The 23,247-nt window shown below is 39.3% G+C and carries 24 protein-coding genes and 1 tRNA gene; 21 read left to right on the top strand and 4 right to left on the bottom strand.

Going from position 1 to position 23,247, the window contains the following annotated elements; genetic code table 11:
- Positions 1-134: 134 nt before the first annotated feature.
- The 5 genes from O3633_RS02645 to O3633_RS02625 all read left to right on the top strand — a co-directional run bounded on the left by O3633_RS02645 (position 135) and on the right by O3633_RS02625 (position 3,960).
- The gene (locus O3633_RS02645) at positions 135-344 is read left to right on the top strand and encodes a helix-turn-helix transcriptional regulator (RefSeq protein WP_006151491.1); all 210 of its coding nucleotides are present in this window, start codon (positions 135-137) and stop codon (positions 342-344) included.
- A complete protein-coding gene (locus O3633_RS02640) occupies positions 334-822 on the top strand; it encodes a DUF6773 family protein (RefSeq protein WP_371620289.1) in 489 nt (162 codons plus the stop codon). Before O3633_RS02645 ends, O3633_RS02640 begins: the two co-directional genes overlap by 11 nt.
- 107 nt (positions 823-929) lie before the next feature.
- Entirely contained in the window at positions 930-2,390 is a 1,461-nt protein-coding gene (locus O3633_RS02635; RefSeq protein WP_371620288.1) for a nicotinate phosphoribosyltransferase, read from the top strand.
- Positions 2,387-3,211 carry an NAD(+) synthase gene (gene nadE / locus O3633_RS02630; protein WP_371620287.1) on the top strand — a complete coding sequence of 275 codons (825 nt, stop codon included), beginning with the start codon at positions 2,387-2,389 and terminating at the stop codon, positions 3,209-3,211. Before O3633_RS02635 ends, nadE begins: the two co-directional genes overlap by 4 nt.
- 206 nt (positions 3,212-3,417) lie before the next feature.
- Complete coding sequence (locus tag O3633_RS02625; RefSeq protein WP_320692249.1) at positions 3,418-3,960, top strand: GNAT family N-acetyltransferase; 543 nt, start codon at positions 3,418-3,420, stop codon at positions 3,958-3,960.
- 45 nt (positions 3,961-4,005) lie between these two features.
- Here the strand turns inward: O3633_RS02625 and O3633_RS02620 are convergent, their stop codons facing one another.
- The 4 genes from O3633_RS02620 to O3633_RS02605 form a co-directional block, all read right to left on the bottom strand.
- Positions 4,006-5,088, bottom strand: a complete 1,083-nt coding sequence (locus O3633_RS02620) for a M24 family metallopeptidase (RefSeq protein ID WP_371620286.1) — start codon at positions 5,086-5,088, stop codon at positions 4,006-4,008.
- 115 nt (positions 5,089-5,203) lie between these two features.
- On the bottom strand, positions 5,204-5,986 hold the full coding sequence (gene gatD / locus O3633_RS02615; RefSeq protein ID WP_371620285.1) for a lipid II isoglutaminyl synthase subunit GatD: 783 nt from the start codon (positions 5,984-5,986) through the stop codon (positions 5,204-5,206).
- Positions 5,986-7,329, bottom strand: coding sequence for a lipid II isoglutaminyl synthase subunit MurT (murT, locus tag O3633_RS02610; protein ID WP_371620284.1), 1,344 nt, complete (start codon positions 7,327-7,329; stop codon positions 5,986-5,988). Before murT ends, gatD begins: the two co-directional genes overlap by 1 nt.
- A gap of 98 nt (positions 7,330-7,427) precedes the next feature.
- The gene (locus tag O3633_RS02605) at positions 7,428-8,744 is read right to left on the bottom strand and encodes an FAD-containing oxidoreductase (protein WP_371620283.1); all 1,317 of its coding nucleotides are present in this window, start codon (positions 8,742-8,744) and stop codon (positions 7,428-7,430) included.
- Between the two features lie 337 nt (positions 8,745-9,081).
- Between O3633_RS02605 and cshA the strand changes: the two genes are divergently transcribed.
- From cshA to O3633_RS02525, 16 genes are all read left to right on the top strand, one after another.
- Positions 9,082-10,659, top strand: a complete 1,578-nt coding sequence (gene cshA, locus O3633_RS02600) for a degradosome RNA helicase CshA (RefSeq protein WP_371620282.1) — start codon at positions 9,082-9,084, stop codon at positions 10,657-10,659.
- Between the two features lie 271 nt (positions 10,660-10,930).
- Entirely contained in the window at positions 10,931-11,719 is a 789-nt protein-coding gene (codY, locus tag O3633_RS02595; RefSeq protein ID WP_000940719.1) for a GTP-sensing pleiotropic transcriptional regulator CodY, read from the top strand.
- Positions 11,719-12,294, top strand: coding sequence for a cysteine hydrolase family protein (locus O3633_RS02590; RefSeq protein WP_070459159.1), 576 nt, complete (start codon positions 11,719-11,721; stop codon positions 12,292-12,294). Before codY ends, O3633_RS02590 begins: the two co-directional genes overlap by 1 nt.
- 81 nt (positions 12,295-12,375) lie before the next feature.
- Positions 12,376-12,461, top strand: a tRNA-Leu gene (locus O3633_RS02585).
- Positions 12,462-12,744: 283 nt separating this feature from the next.
- Positions 12,745-13,356, top strand: a complete 612-nt coding sequence (locus tag O3633_RS02580) for a CPBP family intramembrane glutamic endopeptidase (RefSeq protein ID WP_371620281.1) — start codon at positions 12,745-12,747, stop codon at positions 13,354-13,356.
- 125 nt (positions 13,357-13,481) lie between these two features.
- A complete protein-coding gene (locus O3633_RS02575) occupies positions 13,482-14,759 on the top strand; it encodes an ABC transporter permease (protein WP_371620280.1) in 1,278 nt (425 codons plus the stop codon).
- 13 nt (positions 14,760-14,772) lie between these two features.
- Positions 14,773-15,405, top strand: coding sequence for an ABC transporter ATP-binding subunit Vex2 (gene vex2, locus O3633_RS02570; protein ID WP_371620279.1), 633 nt, complete (start codon positions 14,773-14,775; stop codon positions 15,403-15,405).
- A gap of 258 nt (positions 15,406-15,663) precedes the next feature.
- Positions 15,664-17,043, top strand: a complete 1,380-nt coding sequence (vex3, locus tag O3633_RS02565) for an ABC transporter permease subunit Vex3 (RefSeq protein ID WP_371620278.1) — start codon at positions 15,664-15,666, stop codon at positions 17,041-17,043.
- A gap of 70 nt (positions 17,044-17,113) precedes the next feature.
- A complete protein-coding gene (locus O3633_RS02560; RefSeq protein WP_371620277.1) occupies positions 17,114-17,770 on the top strand; it encodes a response regulator transcription factor in 657 nt (218 codons plus the stop codon).
- The gene (gene vncS / locus O3633_RS02555) at positions 17,767-19,089 is read left to right on the top strand and encodes a sensor histidine kinase VncS (RefSeq protein ID WP_371620276.1); all 1,323 of its coding nucleotides are present in this window, start codon (positions 17,767-17,769) and stop codon (positions 19,087-19,089) included. The genes O3633_RS02560 and vncS overlap by 4 nt, the downstream gene beginning before the upstream one ends.
- A gap of 144 nt (positions 19,090-19,233) precedes the next feature.
- Positions 19,234-20,115, top strand: a complete 882-nt coding sequence (locus O3633_RS02550) for a class II fructose-bisphosphate aldolase (protein WP_003004573.1) — start codon at positions 19,234-19,236, stop codon at positions 20,113-20,115.
- A gap of 61 nt (positions 20,116-20,176) precedes the next feature.
- The gene (locus O3633_RS02545) at positions 20,177-20,569 is read left to right on the top strand and encodes an inorganic diphosphatase (protein ID WP_371620275.1); all 393 of its coding nucleotides are present in this window, start codon (positions 20,177-20,179) and stop codon (positions 20,567-20,569) included.
- A 219-nt stretch (positions 20,570-20,788) separates the two neighbouring features.
- A complete protein-coding gene (locus tag O3633_RS02540) occupies positions 20,789-21,136 on the top strand; it encodes a hypothetical protein (RefSeq protein WP_371620274.1) in 348 nt (115 codons plus the stop codon).
- Between the two features lie 37 nt (positions 21,137-21,173).
- Complete coding sequence (locus tag O3633_RS02535; protein ID WP_371620273.1) at positions 21,174-21,572, top strand: hypothetical protein; 399 nt, start codon at positions 21,174-21,176, stop codon at positions 21,570-21,572.
- Between the two features lie 57 nt (positions 21,573-21,629).
- Positions 21,630-22,037 (top strand): hypothetical protein, encoded by a 408-nt coding sequence (locus tag O3633_RS02530; RefSeq protein ID WP_371620272.1) that lies wholly within the window; start codon positions 21,630-21,632, stop codon positions 22,035-22,037.
- A 216-nt stretch (positions 22,038-22,253) separates the two neighbouring features.
- Complete coding sequence (locus O3633_RS02525; protein WP_371620271.1) at positions 22,254-23,246, top strand: ABC transporter ATP-binding protein; 993 nt, start codon at positions 22,254-22,256, stop codon at positions 23,244-23,246.
- The last annotated feature ends 1 nt before the right edge of the window (position 23,247 follow it).

Raw genomic sequence — 23,247 nt, 5'->3', positions numbered from 1 at the left:
ATCATGTAAGTGGTAGAGTTTTTTGTAAAAAAAATCGCACAAAATGACAGATATATATTGCGCAATGTAAAATATATGATATAATAAAGTTGAAAAAAGAAGAGCGACTTTTAAAATTATGGAGGAGGTAACAAGTGGTTAAGAATTTAAAATTAAAACTAGCTCGAGTAGAGCTTGATATGACGCAGGGTGATTTGGCAGAAGCTGTGGGTGTCACTAGGCAGACTATCGGCTTGATAGAAGCTGGAAAGTACAATCCTTCGCTTTCACTTTGCCAATCCATTTGCAGATGCCTAGGGAAAACTCTAGATCAATTATTTTGGGAGGAAGAAGATGAAAAATAGATTTTTTTATTATCAATTACTAGACGAAAGAGAAGAACAACTGATGAATAAAGCGGGGGCTGAAAGTTTCTATATCTCTATAGCTTTCTTGCTTTTATCTTATATGATTGCAGTATTAGCACCAAGTCTTTTTAATCCGAGAATGATTCTCATCATTATCATTATTGGAACTTTTTACTTTTTCGGCCGTGCTCGAGATTTGGGTGTGAACTACTATAGTCGTTTTCATTTTACAATTTTAGGATGCCTGTTATTAACTCTAGTGATTACAGCTACCTTGATGCTGCAAAACTACCAGTTCAATATCGAAATTTACCAGCACAGTCCTTTGAACGTTAAATACTTGTCTGCTTGGGTCATTACCTATCTCCTTTATCTTCCTTGGGTCTTTATTGGAAACTTAGGTTTGAAAAGTTATGGTGAATGGGCTCAGAAAAAGTTTGAGCAGGATATGGATGAACTTGAGAGTATGGAATAGCTTGTTAGCTTTTTCTCCATCTTGGTAAAATGTGTTATAATAGTACTAATTTATGAGAAAAGAAGAAATATTTTCTTCTTTTTACAAATAAGGAAGAAGGACAGTATATGTACCCAGATGACAGTTTAACATTGCACACAGATTTGTATCAGATTAACATGATGCAGGTTTACTTCGACCAAGGAATTCATAACAAGAAAGCAGTTTTTGAAGTTTATTTCCGCCAACAACCGTTTAAAAATGGTTATGCTGTATTTGCAGGTTTGGAACGAATTGTAAAATACCTAGAAAACCTGCGCTTTTCTGATAGCGATATAGCTTATTTGGAGTCACTTGGTTATCATGGTGCCTTCCTGGAATATCTCCGTAATCTCAAGTTAGAGTTGACGGTACGTTCTGCTCAAGAAGGGGACTTAGTATTTGCTAATGAACCGATCGTTCAAGTGGAGGGACCTTTGGCTCAGTGTCAGTTGGTTGAAACAGCACTTTTAAATATCGTCAACTTTCAAACCTTGATTGCGACCAAGGCTGCTCGTATTCGTTCAGTCATTGAAGATGAACCTTTGATGGAGTTTGGTACACGTCGTGCGCAAGAGATGGATGCAGCTATCTGGGGAACTCGTGCCGCTGTCATTGGTGGTGCCAATGGAACTAGTAATGTGCGTGCAGGTAAGCTCTTTGGGATTCCGGTTTTAGGGACTCACGCCCATGCCTTGGTTCAAGTCTATGGGAATGACTATCAGGCTTTCAAGGCTTATGCCTCAACTCACAAAAACTGTGTCTTCCTAGTGGATACCTACGATACTCTTCGCATCGGTGTTCCAGCAGCAATTCAGGTTGCGCGTGAACTTGGTGACAAGATTAATTTCCTTGGTGTTCGTATTGACTCTGGAGATATCGCCTATATTTCTAAAAAAGTTCGTCAACAGCTGGACGAAGCAGGATTTACTGATGCTAAGATTTATGCATCAAATGACCTTGATGAAAATACCATCCTTAACCTCAAAATGCAAAAAGCTAAGATTGATGTCTGGGGTGTAGGAACTAAGCTCATCACAGCCTATGACCAACCAGCACTTGGGGCAGTATATAAGGTTGTTGCCATCGAAGATGAGAATGGTCATATGCGCAATACCATTAAACTTTCAAACAATGCAGAGAAGGTTTCAACACCAGGTAAGAAACAAGTTTGGCGCATCACCAGTCGTGAAAAAGGCAAGTCAGAAGGTGATTACATTACCTATGACGGTGTCGATGTTGCTAGTATGACTGAAATCAAGATGTTCCATCCAACCTATACTTACATCAAGAAAACTGTCCGTAATTTTGATGCTGTTCCTCTCTTGGTAGACATTTTCAAGGAAGGTAAGCTAGTCTATGATTTACCAAGTTTATCTGAAATTCAAGCCTATGCTCGTAAGGAATTTGACAAGCTCTGGGACGAATACAAACGTGTTCTTAACCCACAACATTACCCTGTCGACTTGGCTCGTGATGTGTGGCAAGATAAGATGGACTTGATTGATAAGATGCGTAAGGAAGCTCTAGGTGAAGGAGAAGAAGAATGACCTTACAAGAAAGTATTATTCAACAATTAGGAGTAAAACCTGTGATTGATTCACAGGAGGAAATTCGTCGTTCGGTTGATTTTTTAAAGCGATATTTAAAAAAGCATCCCTTCCTTAAAAGTTTTGTATTGGGCATTTCTGGTGGTCAAGACTCGACTTTAGCTGGTCGCCTTGCCCAACTAGCTATGGAAGAAATGCGAGCTGAAACAGGTGATGACAGCTATAAATTTATCGCTGTTCGTTTGCCTTATGGAGTGCAAGCTGACGAGGATGATGCGCAAAAAGCACTAGCTTTTATCCGACCAGATGTGAGCTTGGTCGTTAATATCAAGGAATCTGCTGATGCTATGACAACAGCAGTGGAAGCAACAGGAAGTTCTGTTTCAGATTTCAACAAGGGAAATATCAAGGCTCGCAGTCGTATGATTGCCCAATATGCACTCGCAGGAGCTCATAGCGGAGCTGTTATCGGGACAGACCATGCTGCGGAAAATATCACAGGTTTCTTCACCAAGTTTGGTGACGGTGGTGCAGATATTCTCCCACTTTATCGCCTCAATAAACGCCAAGGAAAACAACTTTTGAAGGAACTTGGAGCTGATCCAGCCCTCTATGAAAAAATCCCAACAGCAGATTTGGAAGAAGAAAAACCAGGTATTGCAGACGAAGTAGCTTTAGGAGTTACTTACAATGAAATTGATGATTACCTCGAAGGTAAGCAAGTCAGCCCAGAAGCCCAAGCAACCATTGAAAAATGGTGGTACAAAGGCCAACACAAACGCCATCTACCAATCACCGTATTTGATACGTTTTGGGAGTAAAAACCTCTGGGGGAGGTTTTTACCCCAAGCCTGAAAATAGAAAAGCGAGGAAAGTCCGGGGGACCTTTTTACCTTCTTGCCTAGAAATTAGAAAGTGAGAGTAAGTCCGGGGGACTTTTTTACCCTCTCATCTAGAAATAAGAAAACTAAGAAGGTCCAGTGGACCTTCTTAGCTTGAACATTCAAATAGAAAGCGAGTTACGATTATGAAAGCACTAGGTACACAAACTATTGAGACAGAACGTTTGATACTGAGGAGATTTGTGGAAGGTGATGCTCGAGCCATGTTTGATAATTGGGCTTCACGCTCAGAAAATCTAACTTATGTGACTTGGAATCCACACCTGAATGTCGAACAGACTCGAAATTCTATTGGCAATTGGGTAAAATCCTATGACGATCCAAATTACTACAAATGGGCCATTAGTCTCAAAGAAAATGCAGACTATGTCATTGGAGATATTAGTCTGGTCAGTGTGGATGAAGAAAACTTTAGCTGTGAGATCGGATATATCTTAGGGATGGACTACTGGGGGCGAGGACTCATGACAGAAGCCTTGAAGGCAGTTTTATCATACTGTCTGGATGAGATTGAATTTAAAGAGGTTGATGCTTGCTATGTAAGTCTAAATCCTGCATCTGGTCGTGTGATGGAAAAGGCTGGAATGACTTTTTGGAAGACAATTCCAAATGCAGTTGAACGAAAAGGTTATATAGCTGATAAAATTTATTATCAAATCAAAAAATAAGATGGAAAGTTAAGCTTTTCCATCTTATTTTTTGTAATATACTTTTTAATCAAAATAAAGCAAATCTTTGCTGGTACTTGTAAAGAGGTCGAAACCATCTTTGGTAACAACACCACAATCTTCGATGCGGACACCGACTTTACCAAGGATGTAGATACCAGGCTCAACTGAGAAGCACATGCCTTCTTCGATAACCATGTCGTTTCCTTCCATGATGGAAGGAAATTCGTGGACGTCCATACCAATACCGTGACCGAGACGGTGGTTGAAGTACTCACCGTAGCCAGCTTTTTCGATCACTTCACGAGCCGCACGGTCAACCTCATGAGCTGTTACACCAGGTTTGATAAAGTCAAGGGCAGCTTGTTGGGCTTCGAGGGTCAAGTTGTAGATATCTTTCTTAAATTGGTCAGGTTTACCAACAGCGACTGTACGAGTCATATCTGATGCATAACCATTGACCATAACTCCGAGGTCAAAGAGGAGAAGAGCATCTTTTTCAACCTTGTTAGCTCCAGGGATACCATGAGGATTTGCGGCGTTATCACCTGTCAAGACCATAGTATCAAAGCTCATTTCATAGCCTTCGCGTTTCATGGCAAAATCAATCTGCGCAATGATATCTGTTTCAGTATTGTCAAGAGAGATATTGTCAAAACCAACTTTAACAGACTTATCGGCGTAAACACCCGCAACCATCATCTTTTGCACTTCGTCAGCTGATTTAATCAAGCGCATGCGTTGGATCAATGGAGTCAAGTTCTCAAACTCAGCACTTTCAAAGACAGATCTTAAACCATGGTATTTAGTCAAGATGAGATTATCAAACTCAACTGCTACACGTTTGAAATCAAGCTGTGGCAAAGCATTTTGGATTTTCTTCCAAGGGTTTTCAGAGTCCACATAACCAACAACTGGGAATGAGACAGTGCTAGTTGCACGCTCAACCTCAAGGGCTGGAACGAAGAGAAGTGGTTCTTGGTTTCCAAGGACAAAGAGGAACATCTGGCGTTCGTGGGGATCACTGTAAAAGCCAGTGAGGTAATTGATTGTGACGGGGTCAGATACGACAGCGACGTCTAGCTTTTCTGATTCAAGATAAGTTAAGATTTGTTGTAATTTAGACATATGCTACCTTCTTTCTACCCCTCTATTTTTGCAAAAATTAGTAGAAAATGCAAGGGAGAAGGGGAAAAGAGCCTAAAAAAATTCCAACAGCTAATAGCATGTTGGAAATGGAAGTTTAGTTAAATTCTGCCTTGCTTTTCACATCGCTGTATTCTTCAGGGACTTCTTGGCTCAGAATATCCTCATAAGCTGGAAGGACGATGTCCTGACCATACTTTTTCTTAAGTGCAGTAGTGACCAAGCGATAGGCTAAGTTTGCATTACGGGATAAAATAGGCCCGTGGAAATAAGAACCAAAGACATTTTTATAGTGAACGCCTTCACCGATTTTCTCTTCATTATTTCCGTTTCCGTATACGACCTGCCCCAATGGTTTTTGGTCATCTGAGAGGAAGGTACGGCCTTGGTGGTTTTCAAAACCATAGTAGGTTTCATCAAACTCTTCATTATGAATTTTAATGTCACCGATGAAGCGGTTGTTGGTTTGATTAAGGGTATAGTGTCCCATGACACCGAGGCCTTCAATGCGTCTTCCAGAAGCTTCAATATAGTATTGGCCTAATAGTTGGAATCCACCACAAATAGCAAGAACGACACCATCATTTTGGATAAAGTTGTCGATACTTTCTTTTTTGGCAGGCAAGTCATCAGCAATGATACTTTGTTCAAAGTCTTGGCCACCACCGAAAAAGGCAATATCGTAGTGATGTTCATCGAAATCATCATGAAGTGAAACGATGTCAACTGTTACGTGAGCCCCCAGCTTTTCAGCGACGTACTTGAGCATGAGGATGTTTCCATTATCTCCGTAGGTGTTCATGAGATTCCCATAGAGGTGGGCGATATTTAGTTGGTAAGGATAATTGCCGTCTTTTGAGGAAAGTGAAGTATAAACCATTAGTTCATCTCCTTTCTAACAAGCTGACGATTGGCTAGTAATTCTCGGAATTCTAGCATAGCCGTATAAGTCGCAAGGATATAGGCATGCTTGCAGTCTTGAGCTTCGATTGTTTTGAGAACTTGTTCCAGGCTACTTGTTTCAGTGATTTTATCAGCTGGATAGCCAGTTACTCGAAGACGACGAGCAATTTCAGAATGACGAACTCCACCCGCATTGATTTCTGGAATATCCATGTCAGTTATCTGTTCAAAATCCGCATCCCAAATCCAGCTGGTATCTATGCCGTCTGCATAGTTAGCATTAAGGAGAATCGATAGACTAAATGGATAAGGAGCCAATTTAATCATTTCAATGGCTTGGGTTGCACCAACAGGATTCTTGATGAGGACAAGGGTACATTCTTTGTCACCAATCTGAAAGGTTTCTTGGCGTCCAAAGACAGCACGGCTCTTGTCAAAACCTTGCTTGATAAGTTGTGGCTCAGCTTCGAGGAAGCGAGCAATAGCAACCGCAGCCAGAGCATTGTAGATGTTGTAGAGACCACCGATTTGAATACCATATTCCTGACCGTCAATAACAAAGCGAGAGCGATTGTTGGTCAATTCAACCAGTTCAGTCAGACGATAATCCAGCTCAGGACGCTTGCATCCACAATTATCACAGATATAAGCTCCCAAGTTGGCATATGTATTTAGCTCATATTTCAAAATACTTTGACATTCAGGGCAGAGGATACCTTCAGTATTGTAGTGAGCAAGCTTTGCTGGACCTTTTTCCAAATCAAAACCAAAATACTGAACAGGATTTGGAATTGTTGGTTTGTAGAAAAGAGGACTGTCACCATTCAGCAGAACAGTAGCAGTAGGAACTTTCCGAATAGCATCCAAAATCATGTTGTAGGTCGTATAGATCTCACCGTAGCGGTCCATTTGGTCACGGAAGATATTGGTGATGACGAAAAGGCTAGGCTGAATATAGTCACAGATACGTGAGAGACTAGCTTCGTCGATTTCAAGTACTGCAATATTTTTTCCAGTTTTTGAAGATTTTGCAGTCAAGAAGGTGGTTGTAATCCCTGTGATCATGTTGGCACCACTTGGATTGGTCAAAACTTGACCATAAATTTCCTTTAGGATACCAACAGTGAGAGCGGTCGTCAAGGTTTTTCCATTGGTACCAGTAACCACAACAATCTCATAGTTCTTCGCTAAATGTTGTAAAATATCTTTATCAAGTTGAAGGGCAAGTTTTCCTGGGAGAGTACTTCCACGTCCAAGACGACTCAAAATAAAATGAGAAGAACGCCCAGCAAGAAGGCCCAAAGTAGTTTTTAATTTCATGTTTCTATTATATCATAAATGCTGAAAAAGACAGATTTGAGATTTTAGAAAAAGAAAAACAGCCTAAGGAGGGCTGTTCGATGCGATGAAATTTCAACTTAAATCGCAAATAAGTCATTCAAGTTCTCAGCCAAGGTTGGGTGAGTGAAGATTTGTTTTGTGAAGTAAGTGTATGGGATTTTGTTGTCCATTGCAACAGTAATGATGTTGATGATTTCTTGTGATCCTTCAGAGAAGATAGTTGCACCGAGAATTTCTTTAGTTTCAGTATTGACAACAGCTTTGAAGGCTCCACGAAGGTCTCCGTTTACGTGACCACGAGGCATAGCAGCGACAGGAATTTCCTTAACAGCATATGGAAGTTTCAAATCAGCTGCTTGGCTTTCAGTCAAACCAACTTGTGAAAGGGCAGGTGTGATAAACATAGTGTTTGGCACATTGAGACGATCTTCAAGTGTGTAGCTGCCATCACCAGCAAGGTAGCTGTAAACAACACGAAAGTCATCTAGTGAAATGTAGGTAAATTGAAGTCCACCGTTGACATCTCCAACTGCAAAGACACCAGGAACGTTTGTTTGACAATGTTTGTCCACCTTGATAGCACCACGTTCAGTTAGTTCAATATCCGTATTTTCAAGTTGAAGTGGTTCCACATTTGGTTTACGTCCTGTTGCGTAGAGAAGGGCATCGAAACGGTAGGTTTCATTTTCAGTCACAACAAGAACTTGGTCACCATCGTTTTTGATTTTAGTAGTATGGATGTTTTGAAGCAATTCAATACCATCTTCTTCCATGTATTTTTTAGCAAGAGAAGCGATGGAAGGTTCAGCGCGTGGTAAGAAAGTATCTAAAGCATCTAAGACTGTTACCTTGCTGCCAAGTTTATTGTAAAGACCTGCAAATTCAAGACCGATATTACCACCACCGAGGATACCAAGTTTTTCTGGTAGTTGTTCCAAGTTTTGGATACCTGTTGAATCAAAGACATTTTTGTTAGTTGCTAGACCTGGGATTGGCAATACGTTTGAAACAGCACCAGTGTTGATGACAATTGTTTCAGCAGTTAGTTCTTGTTTTTCGTCACCAGCTTGAATTTCGATGACTTTATTGGAAACAAAGTGGGCTTCGGCATCAATGATATCAACTCCAGTACCAGCGATCGTAGCATAGTTTTTACCATTGAGGCGTGTAGTAACCGTATTTTTTGTTGCCATGACCTCGTCAAATGACAGGTCTTTTTCTGCAGCAACTAGCAAAGTTTTAGTTGGGATACAACCGATATTGATACAAGTACCGCCGTACATAGCTTTGCTACGTTCAACGAGGGCAACTTTTTTACCAGCTGAAGCTAGTTTTCCAGCAAGCGTCTTACCTGCCTTACCAAATCCTATTACAATTAAATCGTATGTTAACATTTTTATTCCTCCTGTTCGATTTTCATTCTAGCATAAGAAAAAAACTTTTGCACAAATCTGCTACGGAAAATAGTTTCAGGAACCGAATGCTCTAACAAATACTTTTTGAGTGAAGCAAATCGAAAGAAAATCGTTTACATGATTTAATCGGGAGGTTAGACTATCTTTTGCCCCTCTCTTATGTTATACTAGATAGGTTGCAAAGAAAGCAGTACTTTTCTTTTGTGGAAAAGAAGCAACACGGTCTTTCATAAAAACTGAAAGTACGTCATGACAAGAAAAGTATAAACTAAGCGCTATAGGATGGCTTCGCACCATCTTTAGAAAGAAGAATAACGTGAAATTTAATGAATTTAATCTTTCTGCTGATTTGTTAGCAGAAATTGAAAAAGCAGGATTTGTAGAAGCAAGTCCTATCCAAGAGCAAACCATTCCTTTGGCTCTTGAAGGGAAAGATGTTATCGGACAAGCTCAAACCGGTACAGGGAAAACTGCAGCCTTTGGCTTGCCAACCCTTGAAAAGATTCGTACAGAAGAAGCAACTATCCAAGCTTTGGTGATTGCCCCAACTCGTGAACTTGCAGTTCAAAGCCAAGAAGAGCTTTTCCGCTTTGGTAGAAGCAAGGGTGTAAAAGTTCGTTCAGTCTATGGTGGTTCAAGTATTGAAAAACAAATCAAGGCTCTTAAATCAGGGGCTCATATCGTAGTAGGAACGCCTGGTCGTCTCCTAGACTTGATTAAACGCAAGGCCTTGAAATTGCAGGACATTGAAACTCTCATCCTTGACGAAGCAGATGAGATGCTCAACATGGGATTCCTTGAAGACATCGAAGCCATCATCTCTCGTGTCCCAGAAAATCGTCAAACCTTGCTCTTTTCAGCAACTATGCCAGATGCTATCAAACGTATTGGTGTTCAGTTCATGAAAGAACCTGAGCATGTGAAGATTGCTGCCAAGGAGTTGACCACAGAACTAGTTGACCAGTACTATATCCGTGTTAAGGAACAAGAAAAATTTGACACTATGACTCGTCTTATGGATGTTGAACAGCCTGAGTTGTCTATTGTCTTCGGTCGCACCAAACGTCGTGTAGATGAGTTGACTCGTGGTCTGAAGATCCGTGGCTTCCGTGCAGAAGGAATTCATGGAGATTTGGACCAAAACAAACGTCTTCGTGTCCTTCGCGATTTTAAAAATGGCAATCTGGATGTCCTCGTAGCAACGGACGTTGCGGCTCGTGGTTTGGATATCTCTGGTGTAACACATGTCTACAACTATGACATCCCACAAGATCCTGAAAGCTATGTTCACCGTATTGGTCGTACAGGTCGTGCTGGTAAGTCAGGTCAATCTATTACCTTCGTTTCACCTAATGAAATGGGTTACCTCCAAATCATTGAGAACTTGACTAAGAAACGTATGAAAGGTCTCAAACCTGCAAGTGCAGAAGAAGCCTTCCAAGCTAAGAAGCAAGTAGCTCTTAAGAAAATTGAACGTGATTTTGCAGATGAGACAATCCGTGGCAACTTTGAGAAGTTTGGCAAGGATGCTCGTCAATTAGCCTCAGAATTCAGCCCGGAAGAATTGGCTATGTATATCCTCAGCTTAACTGTTCAAGACCCAGATAGTCTTCCTGAGGTTGAGATTGCACGTGAAAAACCGTTACCATTTAAACCATCTGGTGGTGGCTTTGGTGGCAAAGGTAAGGGAGGCCGTCGTGGAGATGACCGTCGCGATCGAGATCGCCGTCGCGACAATCGACGTGGTGAACGTCGAGATGACTTCAAAAAAGGCAGTCGCAAAAACGACCGCTTTGAGAAGGAAAACCGTTACCGTAAGGATAATAAAAAACCACGCAATACTTCAAGCGAGAAGAAAACTGGTTTTGTAATCCGTAACAAGGGTGATAAATAATAAAAAAAGCGGTTCACTGAGGTGGATCGCTTTTATATATAAGGAGACCGAGAGTCAAGAAAAGTTTAATACGAGAAAATAGATTTATATATTTGTTATCTTGTGATATTATCTTATCAAAAATTTAGGGACTTGTCAATAAGAAAATTTAAAAAACTAGTAAAAATTTTCGAACAGTCATGAATTGCAATTCAATAAACAATTTTCAGATAATTATTGAAATAATGGCCATTTTATGATATAATGGAAGCGATTAAATACGAGGTGAAAAATGGCACATTTATTAGAAAAAACGAGAAAAATTACGTCTATCCTGAAGCGTGCAGAGGAGAAATTACAAGATGATCTTCCATATAATGCCATCACACGCCAGTTAGCGGATATTATTGATTGCAACGCTTGTATCCTAAATAGTAAGGGACGTCTTTTAGGATATTTTATGCGCTACAAGACTAATAATGATCGTGTAGAGCAATTTTTCCAATCAAAAATTTTTCCTGAGGACTATATTCAAGGTGCAAATATGATTTACGATACAGAAGCAAATCTGACTGTAGATCACGAATTAAGCATCTTTCCAGTTGAGAGTCGTGCAGATTTCGCAGAAGGTTTGACAACCATTGCTCCAATCCATGTTTCTGGGATTCGTTTGGGATCTTTGATTATCTGGCGTAATGATAAGAAATTCGAAGATGAGGATTTGATTCTTGTTGAGATTGCTAGTACGGTGGTTGGTATTCAGCTTTTGAACTTCCAACGTGAAGAAGACGAGAAAAATATCCGTCGTCGTACAGCCGTAACGATGGCAGTCAACACCCTTTCTTACTCTGAGTTACGAGCAGTATCAGCTATTTTGGGTGAATTGAAAGGCAATGAAGGACAATTAACTGCGTCAGTCATTGCAGACCGTATTGGTATTACGCGTTCTGTGATTGTCAATGCCCTTCGAAAACTCGAATCAGCAGGAATTATTGAAAGTCGTTCACTGGGGATGAAGGGAACTTATCTTAAGGTCTTGATCCCAGATATCTTTGAAGAAGTGAAAAAGAGGGACTATTAATGGCTAAGGCTTTAATTTCGATAGACTATACAGAAGATTTTGTAGCGGATCATGGAAAATTGACAGCAGGAGCTCCTGCTCAAGCAATATCAGAAGCGATCAATCAGGTAACTAGATTAGCATTTGATCGTGGAGATTATATTTTCTTTACCATTGATGCTCATGAGGAAAATGATGTATTTCATCCAGAAAGTAAACTATTTCCCCCTCATAATCTGATTGGGACTAGCGGGCGTAATCTATATGGTAAGTTAGCTGAATTTTATCAGGAACAGGCCCAGGATAGTCGTGTTTTCTGGATGGACAAACGTCACTATTCGGCTTTTTCTGGCACAGATTTGGATATCCGTCTGAGAGAGCGTCGCGTGGATACAGTTATCTTAACAGGTGTTCTTACAGATATCTGTGTATTGCATACGGCTATCGATGCCTATAATCTTGGGTATCAGATAGAAGTTGTCAAGCCAGCAGTCGCATCTATTTGGCCTGAAAACCACCAGTTTGCACTTGGACATTTTAAGAATACATTAGGAGCGAAACTCCTTGATGAAAATCTAGTTGAAATCAAAGAATAATGTATTCAACAAAACTGAAAAAAATCTGAAAAAAGTGTTGACAAAGTTTGTGAAAGTTGATATACTAGTAAAGTAATCAACGCGGGGATGGCGGAATTGGCAGACGCGCAGGACTAAGGATCCTGTGACCGCTTTAGGTCGTGAGGGTTCAAGTCCCTCTCTCCGCATAGGATAAGAGTTAGCTTCGGCTAGCTCTTTATTTTTTGAAATAGGTATAGTGAAAAACATACAAGATAGTTTTTTGTATGTTTTTTGTTTTCTTTTAAAAAGTGTTACAATATAGATAGAAAAGAAGGAAAAGAAATCAGTATTAAAAAAATATAGAGAGTAGTGTAGAAAAGTTTAATCTATCCTAGTTTATAACGGTTATTATCGGGAAAGCTTTCATAGTTAAAGACTTGTATTTCCTGATTTAAAATAGGTATTTCAAAAATGTAAAGGAGGATTACGATGGTTAATGAACTTCAACGAATCATAAGTGCCTTTGTTCAAATTCTCTTTATTATTTTACTACCTTCTATCTGGTGGTTTCTGACTGTGAGGGGGAAAGTCCCATTTATTGAATGGATTGGTTTAAAATCTATTAAAAGGGTTAAAGATTCTGATCTGATCTCATGGATAATTGGTGGATTTCTCTTGTTTACCATTTTTTATATGTTTATCTTTCCTCTAACACGTAGTATAGAAACGGCTACTTCGGCTTTTTCTGGTATGGGCTATAAGGCTTTACCAAGTATTCTAATTTACAGTATTTTGCAAACATCTTTGCCAGAGGAACTGCTATTTAGAGGATTTCTACTGAAACGAATGGCAAATCACATGCCGTTTGTCTTTGCAAATACGATACAGGCTATCGCTTTTGGATTGCTTCATGGAGTATTATTTGCTTCAGTAGTAAGTTTAGAAGTCACTTTTTTCATTATATTTTTTACTGGAGCAATAGCAGCTTATCTTGGTTTTGTTAATGAAAAGAAAGCTGGAGGGTCCATTTTAACAAGTTGGATCATCCATGCACTAGCTAACATCCTGTCTGGTTTAGTTGTTGCATTTTCTCTATTTTAATCTGGGGGATTTATAAATATAAAGTCAGTAGAAATACTGGCTTATTTTATTTCAAAAATTTTTCTTATTTCATAAACATTTCATATTTGGATATTATAATAGTCTTACAAATATGGAGGTGCTATATGAATCCCACTCAAAGAGCTTGGGCTTACGTCAGCAGAAAACGACTGAGAAGTCTCATTTTATTCTTGATTCTATTTGTCTTATTGGCTGGAATATCGGCTTGTCTGACGCTTATGAAGTCCAACAAAACAGTAGAAAATAATCTCTATCGCTCATTGAATACGTCTTTTTCTATTAAAAGAATAGAAGCAGATCAGATTTTTCAACTGTCTCAACTAGATGACCTTAAAAAAATAAAGGGTCTTGAGGAGATTTTCCCAGAGCTTGAGACAATAGCTAAGTTGACTGACAAAGAAGTGGTAACTGGAGAACAAAGTATCCAAAGGGATGATTTGACAGAGGCTGAAAAAAATCTTATCAGTTTAATTGCTTTGGAAGATTCTTCCAAGGATGTTTCTTTTACAAGTTCTGCCTTTACCCTTAAAGAAGGAAGACATATCGAAAAAGGGGATCGTAAAAAAATCTTAATCCATGAAGATTTAGCCAAGAAAAACAATCTAAAGCTAGGAGATAAGATTAACTTAAATCCTGGTCAAGTAGAAGGAAATAGTGGACAAAGACTAGACTATGAAATTGTAGGTATTTTCTCAGGTAAGAAGCAAGAGAAATTTACCGGTCTATCATCAGACTTTAGTGAAAACACGGTCTATACAGACTACGAAAGTAGCCAAACTCTTCTTGGAAATAAGGAAGCTCAAGTTACTGCCGCTCGTTTCTATCTAGAAAATCCAAAAGATATGGATAGTATTATTCAAGAGGTTGAAAAGTTATCTCTTGAAACGAAAGGTTATCAAGTTGAAAAGGAAAATAAGGCTTTTGAACAAATCAAGGATTCAGTTTCGACCTTCCAAACCTTCCTCCAAATTTTCCTCTATGGCGTTATGATCGCTGGGGTAGGAGCGCTGGTCTTGGTCTTGTCACTTTGGTTACGAGAGCGAGTCTACGAGGTTGGTATTTTATTGGCACTAGGTAAGGGAAAAGGAGCAATCTTTAGCCAATTCTGCCTAGAAGTCATTCTGGTTTCATTGGCAGCAATTCTACCAGCATTTCTTGCAGGAAATGCCATTACTTCCTATCTTTTAAAAACTGTACTAGCAAGTGGCGATCAAGCTGCACTACAAGATACGCTAGCAAAAGCAACTAATCTTTCAACAAGTCTTCTTTCATTTGGAGAATCTTATGTCTTTCTCCTTGTGATTAGCTGCTTGTCAGTTGCACTTTGTTTTATATTTTTATTTAGAAAATCACCGAAAGAAATTTTATCATCTATTAGTTAATAAAGGAGAAATCATGACTTTACTACAATTACAGGATCTTACTTATCGTTATAAAAATACTGCAGAAGCAGTCTTGTATAAAATCAATTACGATTTTGAACCTGGAAAATTCTATAGCATCATTGGAGAATCAGGTGCTGGGAAGTCAACACTCTTATCTCTATTAGCAGGACTTGATAGCCCAGTCGAAGGTGCTATCCTATTCGAAGGCAAGGATATTCGTGAACAAGGTTATTCTTATCATCGTATGCACCATATCTCTTTGGTTTTCCAAAACTATAACTTGATTGATTATCTTTCTCCATTGGAAAATATCCGTTTGGTTAATAAAAAAGCTAGCAAGGATACCCTTCTTGAACTTGGTTTAGATGAAAGTCAAATCAAGAGGAATGTTCTCCAATTATCAGGTGGGCAGCAACAACGTGTTGCCATTGCTCGTAGCCTTGTATCTGAAGCACCAGTGATTTTAGCAGATGAACCAACCGGAAACCTAGACCCTAAGACAGCTGGGGATATCATCGAGCTCCTCAAATCTCTTGCTGAGAAAACAGGTAAGTGTGTGATTGTTGTGACCCACAGTAAGGAAGTGGCACAAGCATCAGATATTACACTTGAATTGAAGGATAAGAAACTGACTGAAAAATAGAGTCTACTTCTTAAACTTTTGGAATTGCTTTAGTAAACTATTAAGGAATTATAAACGAAGTGATTCTTAAACAGTTATTTCCCGCTATAGTGGTATCCTAGATAATAACTTTGTTATTATCTAGGACGGGATTTTTGAGACAGATGGCTCAAAAATTAGGGATGAAATTCTAAAATGAAGTTGCTCCCGTCCGCACTATTTAAGGGAAATAAAGAAATATAAAAACATATAAGCGAAGTAAATCTAGAAAGGAATCTTATGTTACACAACGCATTTGCCTATGTCACAAGAAAATTTTTCAAGTCGCTTGTGATCTTTCTTATCATTCTCTTGATGGCTAGTTTGAGTTTGGTCGGCTTGTCTATCAAGGGTGCGACAGCCAAGGCTTCTCAAGAAACCTTTAAAAATATCACCAATAGTTTCTCCATGCAAATCAACCGCAGGGTCAATCAAGGAACTCCACGTGGTGCGGGGAATATCAAGGGTGAAGATATCAAAAAAATTACAGAGAATAAGGCCATTGAATCCTATATTAAACGAATCAATGCTATCGGTGATTTGACAGGCTATGAACTGATTGAAACGCCTGAAACCAAGAAAAATCTAACGGCTGATCGGGCTCAACGTTTTGGAAGTAGCTTGATGATAACAGGAGTCAATGACTCTTCTAAAGAAGACAAGTTTGTGTCAGGCTCTTACAAACTAGTCGAAGGTGAGCATTTAACAAACGATGACAAATACCAGATTCTCATGCACAAAGACTTGGCTGCTAAACATGGCTGGAAGGTAGGAGATAAGGTCAAACTGAACTCCAATATCTACGATGCAGATAATGAAAAAGGAGCCAAGGAAACAGTAGAAGTAACGATCAAAGGACTTTTTGATGGACATAACAAATCTGCTGTAACCTACTCACAAGAACTCTATGAGAATACAGCTATCACAGATATTCACACAGCTGCCCAACTCTATGGTTATACAGAAGATACAGCTATTTATGGAGATGCTACCTTCTTTGTAGCTGGAGATAAGAATCTAGATACTGTCATGCAAGAATTAGGCTCTATCAACGGCATCAACTGGAAAATGTATAGCTTGATTAAGAGTTCATCTAACTATCCTGCCCTTGAACAATCTATCTCAGGCATGTACAAGATGGCTAATCTTCTCTTCTGGGGTAGCTTGAGCTTCTCTGTTCTTCTACTTGCTCTCTTACTTACACTATGGATTAATGCCCGTCGTAAAGAGGTTGGAATTCTCCTTTCAATTGGTCTAAAACAAGCAAGTATTCTAGGACAATTTATCACAGAAGCAGTTATGATTGCAATTCCAGCACTAATTTCAGCTTACTTCTTAGCTAACTATACTGCTCGTGCCATTGGAAATACTGTTCTTGCAAATGTCACATCAGATGTGGCTAAGCAGGCTAGTAAGGCAGCACAAGCCTCTAATCTTGGTGGTGGTGCAGAAGTTGATGGATTTAGTAAGACACTTTCAAGTCTGGATATTTCCATTCAACCCACAGACTTTGCTATCATTTTTGTACTTGGCTTAGTTCTTGTAGTATTAGTTATGGCACTTGCTTCAAGCAATCTCCTCTTTAAACAACCAAAAGAACTCTTGTTGGATAGTGAATAAAAAACCTGCTACCTATTCTCATTCAAATGAGATATAATATAGGTAGCATTTTTGATAGAAAAGGATTTATATGAAAATTCTAATTGTAGAAGATGAAGACATGATCCGTGAGGGAATTAGTGACTATTTGACGGATTGCGGCTATGAAACCATTCAGGCAGCAGATGGCCTTGAGGCATTGGAACAATTTTCCAATCACCAATTTGCCCTGGTTCTCTTAGATATTCAAATGCCAAAACTCAATGGTTTAGAGGTCTTGTCAGAAATCCGAAAAAGTAGCCAAGTTCCGGTCTTGATGTTGACAGCCTTTCAGGACGAAGAATATAAGATGAGTGCCTTTGCTGCATTAGCAGATGGTTATTTGGAAAAGCCTTTTTCTCTATCTTTGTTAAAAGTACGAGTGGATGCCATTTTTAAACGCTATTATGATACTGGTCGTATTTTTACCTATAGGAACACCGAGGTAGACTTTGACAGCTATAGTGCTAAAGTAGTTGGTCAAGAAGTTGCAGTGAATGCAAAAGAACTGGAAATTTTATACTATCTGGTTAAAAATGAAGGTCGAGCCTTAACACGGTCGCAGATTATCGATGCTGTATGGAAGATGACAGATGAGGTTCCTTTTGACAGAGTGATTGATGTCTATATCAAGGAACTACGGAAAAAATTGGATTTAGACTGTATTCTTACCGTTCGCAATGTTGGTTATAAATTGGAGAGAAAATGAGACGTTCAGGTTTATTTAAAAAAATTTTTATCTATACCTTCTCGGTATTTTCTACCTTGGTCATTTGTTTGCATTTGGCCATCTATTTTCTCTTTCCTCCGACCTATCTCAGTCATCGACAGGAAAGCATTGGGCAAAAGGCTACAGAAATTGCCCAGTCTCTCCAAGGCAAAGATAGTCAAGCTATTCAGGAAGTCCTTGAACTTTATTCTAAAAGCAGTGATATTAAGGGAGCTGTTAAGGGAGAGATGACTCAGGATAAGTTGGAAGTCAATGATAATCTTCCCATTGATAAACAACGACAGACGGCTTCCTTGGTCATTGAAGAAAGAGAAGTTCAAATCAAGGATGGTCAGACTATGACCTTGCAATTCTTGGCATCTATGGATTTGCAGAAAGAAGCAGAAGACATCAGTCTTCAATTTTTGCCTTATACTTTATTAGCTTCTTTCATCATTTCGCTTCTCATCGCCTTTATCTATGCTAGAACCATTGTTGCTCCTATTTTGGAAATCAAACGAGTGACTCGACGAATGATGGATTTGGATGCAGAAGTGAGGTTGCGCGTGGATTCTAAGGATGAAATTGGCGATCTCAAAGAACAAATCAATAGCCTTTATCAGCATCTCTTGACGGTGATTGCAGATTTGCATGAGAAAAACGAGGCTATTCTCCAGCTGGAAAAGATGAAGGTTGAGTTTTTACGAGGAGCTTCCCACGAACTGAAAACACCTCTAGCTAGCCTAAAGATTCTTCTGGAGAACATGAAAGCCAATATCGGACGCTACAAAGATAGAGACCATTACCTTGGAGTTTCTCTAAGAATTGTGGATGATTTAAGTTACCATGTCCAGCAAATTTTATCCCTTTCTTCAGTGCAGGAGTTGCGAGATAAGAAGGAAGTAATCAACCTTTTTGATATGACCAATCTCCTATTGAAGGACTATGACTTGTTAGCCAAAGAGAGAAAAATCACTGTAGAAAATCAACTGACTGACCAACAAACTTATCTAAATCCTTCAGTCCTAAAGCTGATTCTTTCCAATCTTGTCAGTAATGCTGTGAAACACTCTGTTCAAGGTGGTTATCTGAAAATTGGAGCAAAAGATGGCTGGGTTTTCATTGAGAACGCCTGTACACCTGAGGAGCAAGATAAATTTGAACAATCCTTCACATCCTCTAGTCGACAAAGTAAGGGAGCTGGTTTGGGACTCTTCGTTGTCAAAAGTTTATTAGAAAATGAAGAAATTGACTATCGATTTGAAAGACATGATGATCACTTGGTATTTTATATGAACTTGCCTCAGAACAAGGAATAGAGCAAGTGGGAAAAGGTTTACATATCTGAAAATAGAAGAAATTCAATCGAAACCACGGGAAAAACTAGCTTTTTTTGTGAAAAAGTGATAAAATGAACAATGTAAATGGGATGTCCCATAAAAATATACAGGAGGCCTGATAAAATGGCAATCGTTTCAGCAGAAAAATTTGTCCAAGCAGCTCGTGACAACGGTTATGCAGTTGGTGGATTTAACACAAACAACCTTGAGTGGACTCAAGCTATCTTGCGTGCAGCAGAAGCTAAGAAAGCTCCAGTACTTATCCAAACTTCTATGGGTGCTGCTAAATACATGGGTGGTTACAAAGTATGTAAAGCCCTTATTGAAAACCTTGTAGAATCAATGGGTATCACTGTACCAGTTGCTATTCACCTTGACCATGGTCACTACGACGATGCTCTTGAATGTATCGAAGCTGGTTACACTTCAATCATGTTTGACGGTTCACACCTTCCAGTTGAAGAAAACCTTAAATTGGCGAAAGATGTCGTTGAAAAAGCTCATGCTAAAGGTATCTCAGTAGAAGCTGAAGTTGGTACTATCGGTGGTGAAGAAGACGGTATCATCGGTGACGGTGAATTGGCACCAATCGAAGACGCTAAAGCAATGGTTGCTACAGGAATCGACTTCTTGGCTGCAGGTATCGGTAACATCCACGGTCCTTACCCAGCAAACTGGAAAGGTCTTCACCTTGACCACTTGCAAAAATTGACTGAAGCTGTTCCAGGATTCCCAATCGTATTGCACGGTGGATCAGGTATCCCTGATGATCAAATCCAAGCAGCGATCAAACTTGGTGTTGCGAAAGTTAACGTTAACACTGAATGCCAAATCGCATTTGCAAATGCTACTCGTCAATTCGTACGTGAATACGATGCAAACGAAGCAGAATACGACAAGAAGAAACTCTTCGACCCACGTAAATTCTTGAAACCAGGTTTCGAAGCAATTACAGCAGCTGTTGAAGAACGTATCGACGTATTCGGTTCAGAAGGTAAAGCTTAATTAGGCTATAGATAGAAAATCTCGCTACGGCGGGATTTTTCTTGTATAATGAATCTAGGAAATGTCATACGGAGGCAATGAAAAGATGAACTTCAAAGAGAGAATATTTAGTGTTGTCATTGATCGGCCGGTGGGGTTTGAAGATTCTTTTGGGAATGTCTATCCGATTAACTATGGCTACATACCTGAACTGATGGGGGGAGATGGCGAAGAGCAAGATGTTTATATTGTTTCCCATGATCAGCAACAGCTTCTGGAAGTCTTTACTGGAAAGTTGGTTGCTATCATTCGACGTCGTGATGATATAGAAGACAAGTGGGTTTTAGCACCCTTGGATGAGAAGGTTAATAAAGGTTTGATTGTAGAGCAGACCTATTTTATGGAGCAGTATTTTGATTCTTGGATTGAAATGGTGGAGGAGAATAATGATTTAAGTAAGGGAGGTTATAAATAAGGATGAAAAATCTTTTCTTACGGCAGAAATTCTAACTGATTTGCAAAGTTGTTTGGAATTCATGAAACCTCCGGAGCATATATTGATGACTCTTTAATTGCAGTTTTAGCTACACTAGGTTCATTTGGAAAGCTTGTTGACATTGGAGTGCTAGCGATTATTGGTTTTTCGATGTTTAGGTGTGAGAAGATTACAGTACTTGTGAAAGGAAAAATAGCCATGATATTCGATCAGTCCTTGCAAGCTTACATACATGAAGTAGATGATGTTCTTGTAGCTTGGGAAGAAAAACCAAGTGGAAACTTTGAGATGGAAGCTCAGTTGCTTGCAGCCAATTACCATAAAAATCTTTACCGTATTCTTGCATTTATACTGCCTCATTTACAAGAATTTTATGGGTATTTCACAGATGAAGAAGCTACTGAAAAATTGGGTAAACCTATCATCGAGCCAGAAAGACAAACCGTTACTTTCTGCGATCAAACTTTTGATGATATTCATATCTTTTCTTTTGACTATCAGGGTCAGGCATTTGAGAGTCTGGAGAATTTTGCCATTGATGGTTAAGGTCTGTTTTCAGTTTTAAAAAGAAGGAGAGAGATTGATGAGTACTGCTGATTTTGTCTTTATTGAGAGTAAAGACCCCATATTCCTAGATTTACAAGCCTTTTGTACTGCTTTGAGAGAAAAATTCCCAGGTATTTTGATCAGAGAAAGGACTAATCCTGAAAAAGCTTACTTGCTTTCTTGGGATTATCAAAGTCCTCAGCTTACCTTGGAAAGTTCACTGAGTAGCAAGAAAAATGTTTTTGTGATTGATTACTTTGATTCAACGAACAGGTTACAAGATTATGCCTCCTATATCATCTGGCTTCGGAAATGGTTTCCACCTGAAGAGAAAGTTTCCTTTTGTGATGAAGGTTATGAGTATGTGTTTGAACTTCCTAGTGATTTATCCCAAAAGGAGTTGGAAAACTACTTACGAACAAGCTTTGATGAGTGAAGAAGAAGTTCGAAAACGAATCTGGTGTGAGCTAGAAAAGAAAACAAGGAGAATCAGATGCTTACTAAAGATGATATGTTAGTTGCTTTGCATGATGCAATTACTGAAGACCAAGAATTTGAGTTGGCAGACGAGATTGTAGATGCCATGGAGGCTTACCCTCAACCCTTTGATTTGGTTGACCCCGTCTTAGACTTTATTTCCAAGCATCCAGAAGTAGATTTTGGGGCTCCAGGTGAGTTGGTTCACTTTGTGGAACGATTTTATCATCAAGGCTATGAGGAATTATTGATGGAGTCAGTTCTAAAAAGTCCAACTGTGCATAACATCTGGATGCTTCATCGATGCTATAATGACAATGATCCAAATCTAGTCCGGAAGATTCAGATTTTGGTTGGAGAACTGAAGAAGGATAAGACCCTTGATTCACAAGTAAGAAGCATGATTGAAGACTTAACTTGGTAGAGGGAGGTGATGCAGTATCACCTTTTTATCTTTTCTTAGAGATAAAAATTTTCAATTTCACAAATTTTAGGCAAACGCTTGCATTCCTATTTTTATTAGACTATAATAGGTTGGTATAAAGCCTTCTGTAATAATAATGAGAAAGTGTAGAAAGTAAGGATTTAGAATATTTGTAGTCAAAAATACAATGTTGTTTCTTACGATAGGGAGATAGATATGGCAATGATAGAAGTGCAACATCTTCGGAAAAATTTTGTGAAGACAGTTAAGGAGCCGGGGGTAAAGGGAGCTTTGCGCTCCTTTATTCATCCTGAAAAGCAGACCTTTGAAGCGGTCAAAGATTTGACTTTTGAAGTTCCAAAAGGGCAGATTTTAGGATTTATCGGGGCAAATGGTGCTGGGAAGTCAACCACCATCAAAATGCTTACAGGGATTTTAAAGCCGACATCTGGCTATTGTCGGATTAACGGCAAGATTCCTCAGGATAATCGCCAAGATTATGTCAAGGATATTGGAGTCGTTTTCGGACAACGCACCCAGCTATGGTGGGATTTGGCACTGCAAGAGACCTACACGGTCTTGAAGGAGATTTACGATGTGCCAGACTCGCTTTTCCATAAGCGCATGGACTTTTTGAATGAAGTCTTGGATTTGAAGAACTTTATCAAGGATCCTGTGCGGACTCTTTCACTAGGTCAACGGATGCGGGCGGATATTGCGGCTTCCTTACTTCACAATCCCAAAGTTCTCTTTTTAGATGAGCCGACTATTGGTTTGGATGTGTCGGTCAAGGATAATATTCGTCGGGCCATTACTCAGATCAATCAAGAGGAAAAGACAACTATTCTCTTGACTACTCATGATTTGAGTGATATTGAGCAACTCTGTGATCGGATTTTTATGATTGATAAGGGGCAAGAGATTTTTGATGGAACGGTTAGCCAGCTCAAGGAGACCTTTGGCAAGATGAAGACTCTTTCCTTTGAACTGCTACCAGGTCAAAGTCATCTTCTTTCTCACTATGAAGGTTTTTCGGATATGACTATTGATAGACAAGGAAATAACCTAACTATTGAATTCGACAGTTCCCGCTATCAGTCGGCAGATATTATCAAGCAAACCTTATCTGATTTTGAAGTCCGTGATTTGAAGATGGTAGATACGGATATTGAAGATATTATCCGTCGCTTCTATCGAAAGGAGCTCTAAG

Source organism: Streptococcus sp. 27098_8_22, from assembly GCF_041432415.1.
Lineage (GTDB): Bacteria > Bacillota > Bacilli > Lactobacillales > Streptococcaceae > Streptococcus > Streptococcus pseudopneumoniae_M.
This window is presented reverse-complemented; position numbering and strand designations above follow the sequence as displayed.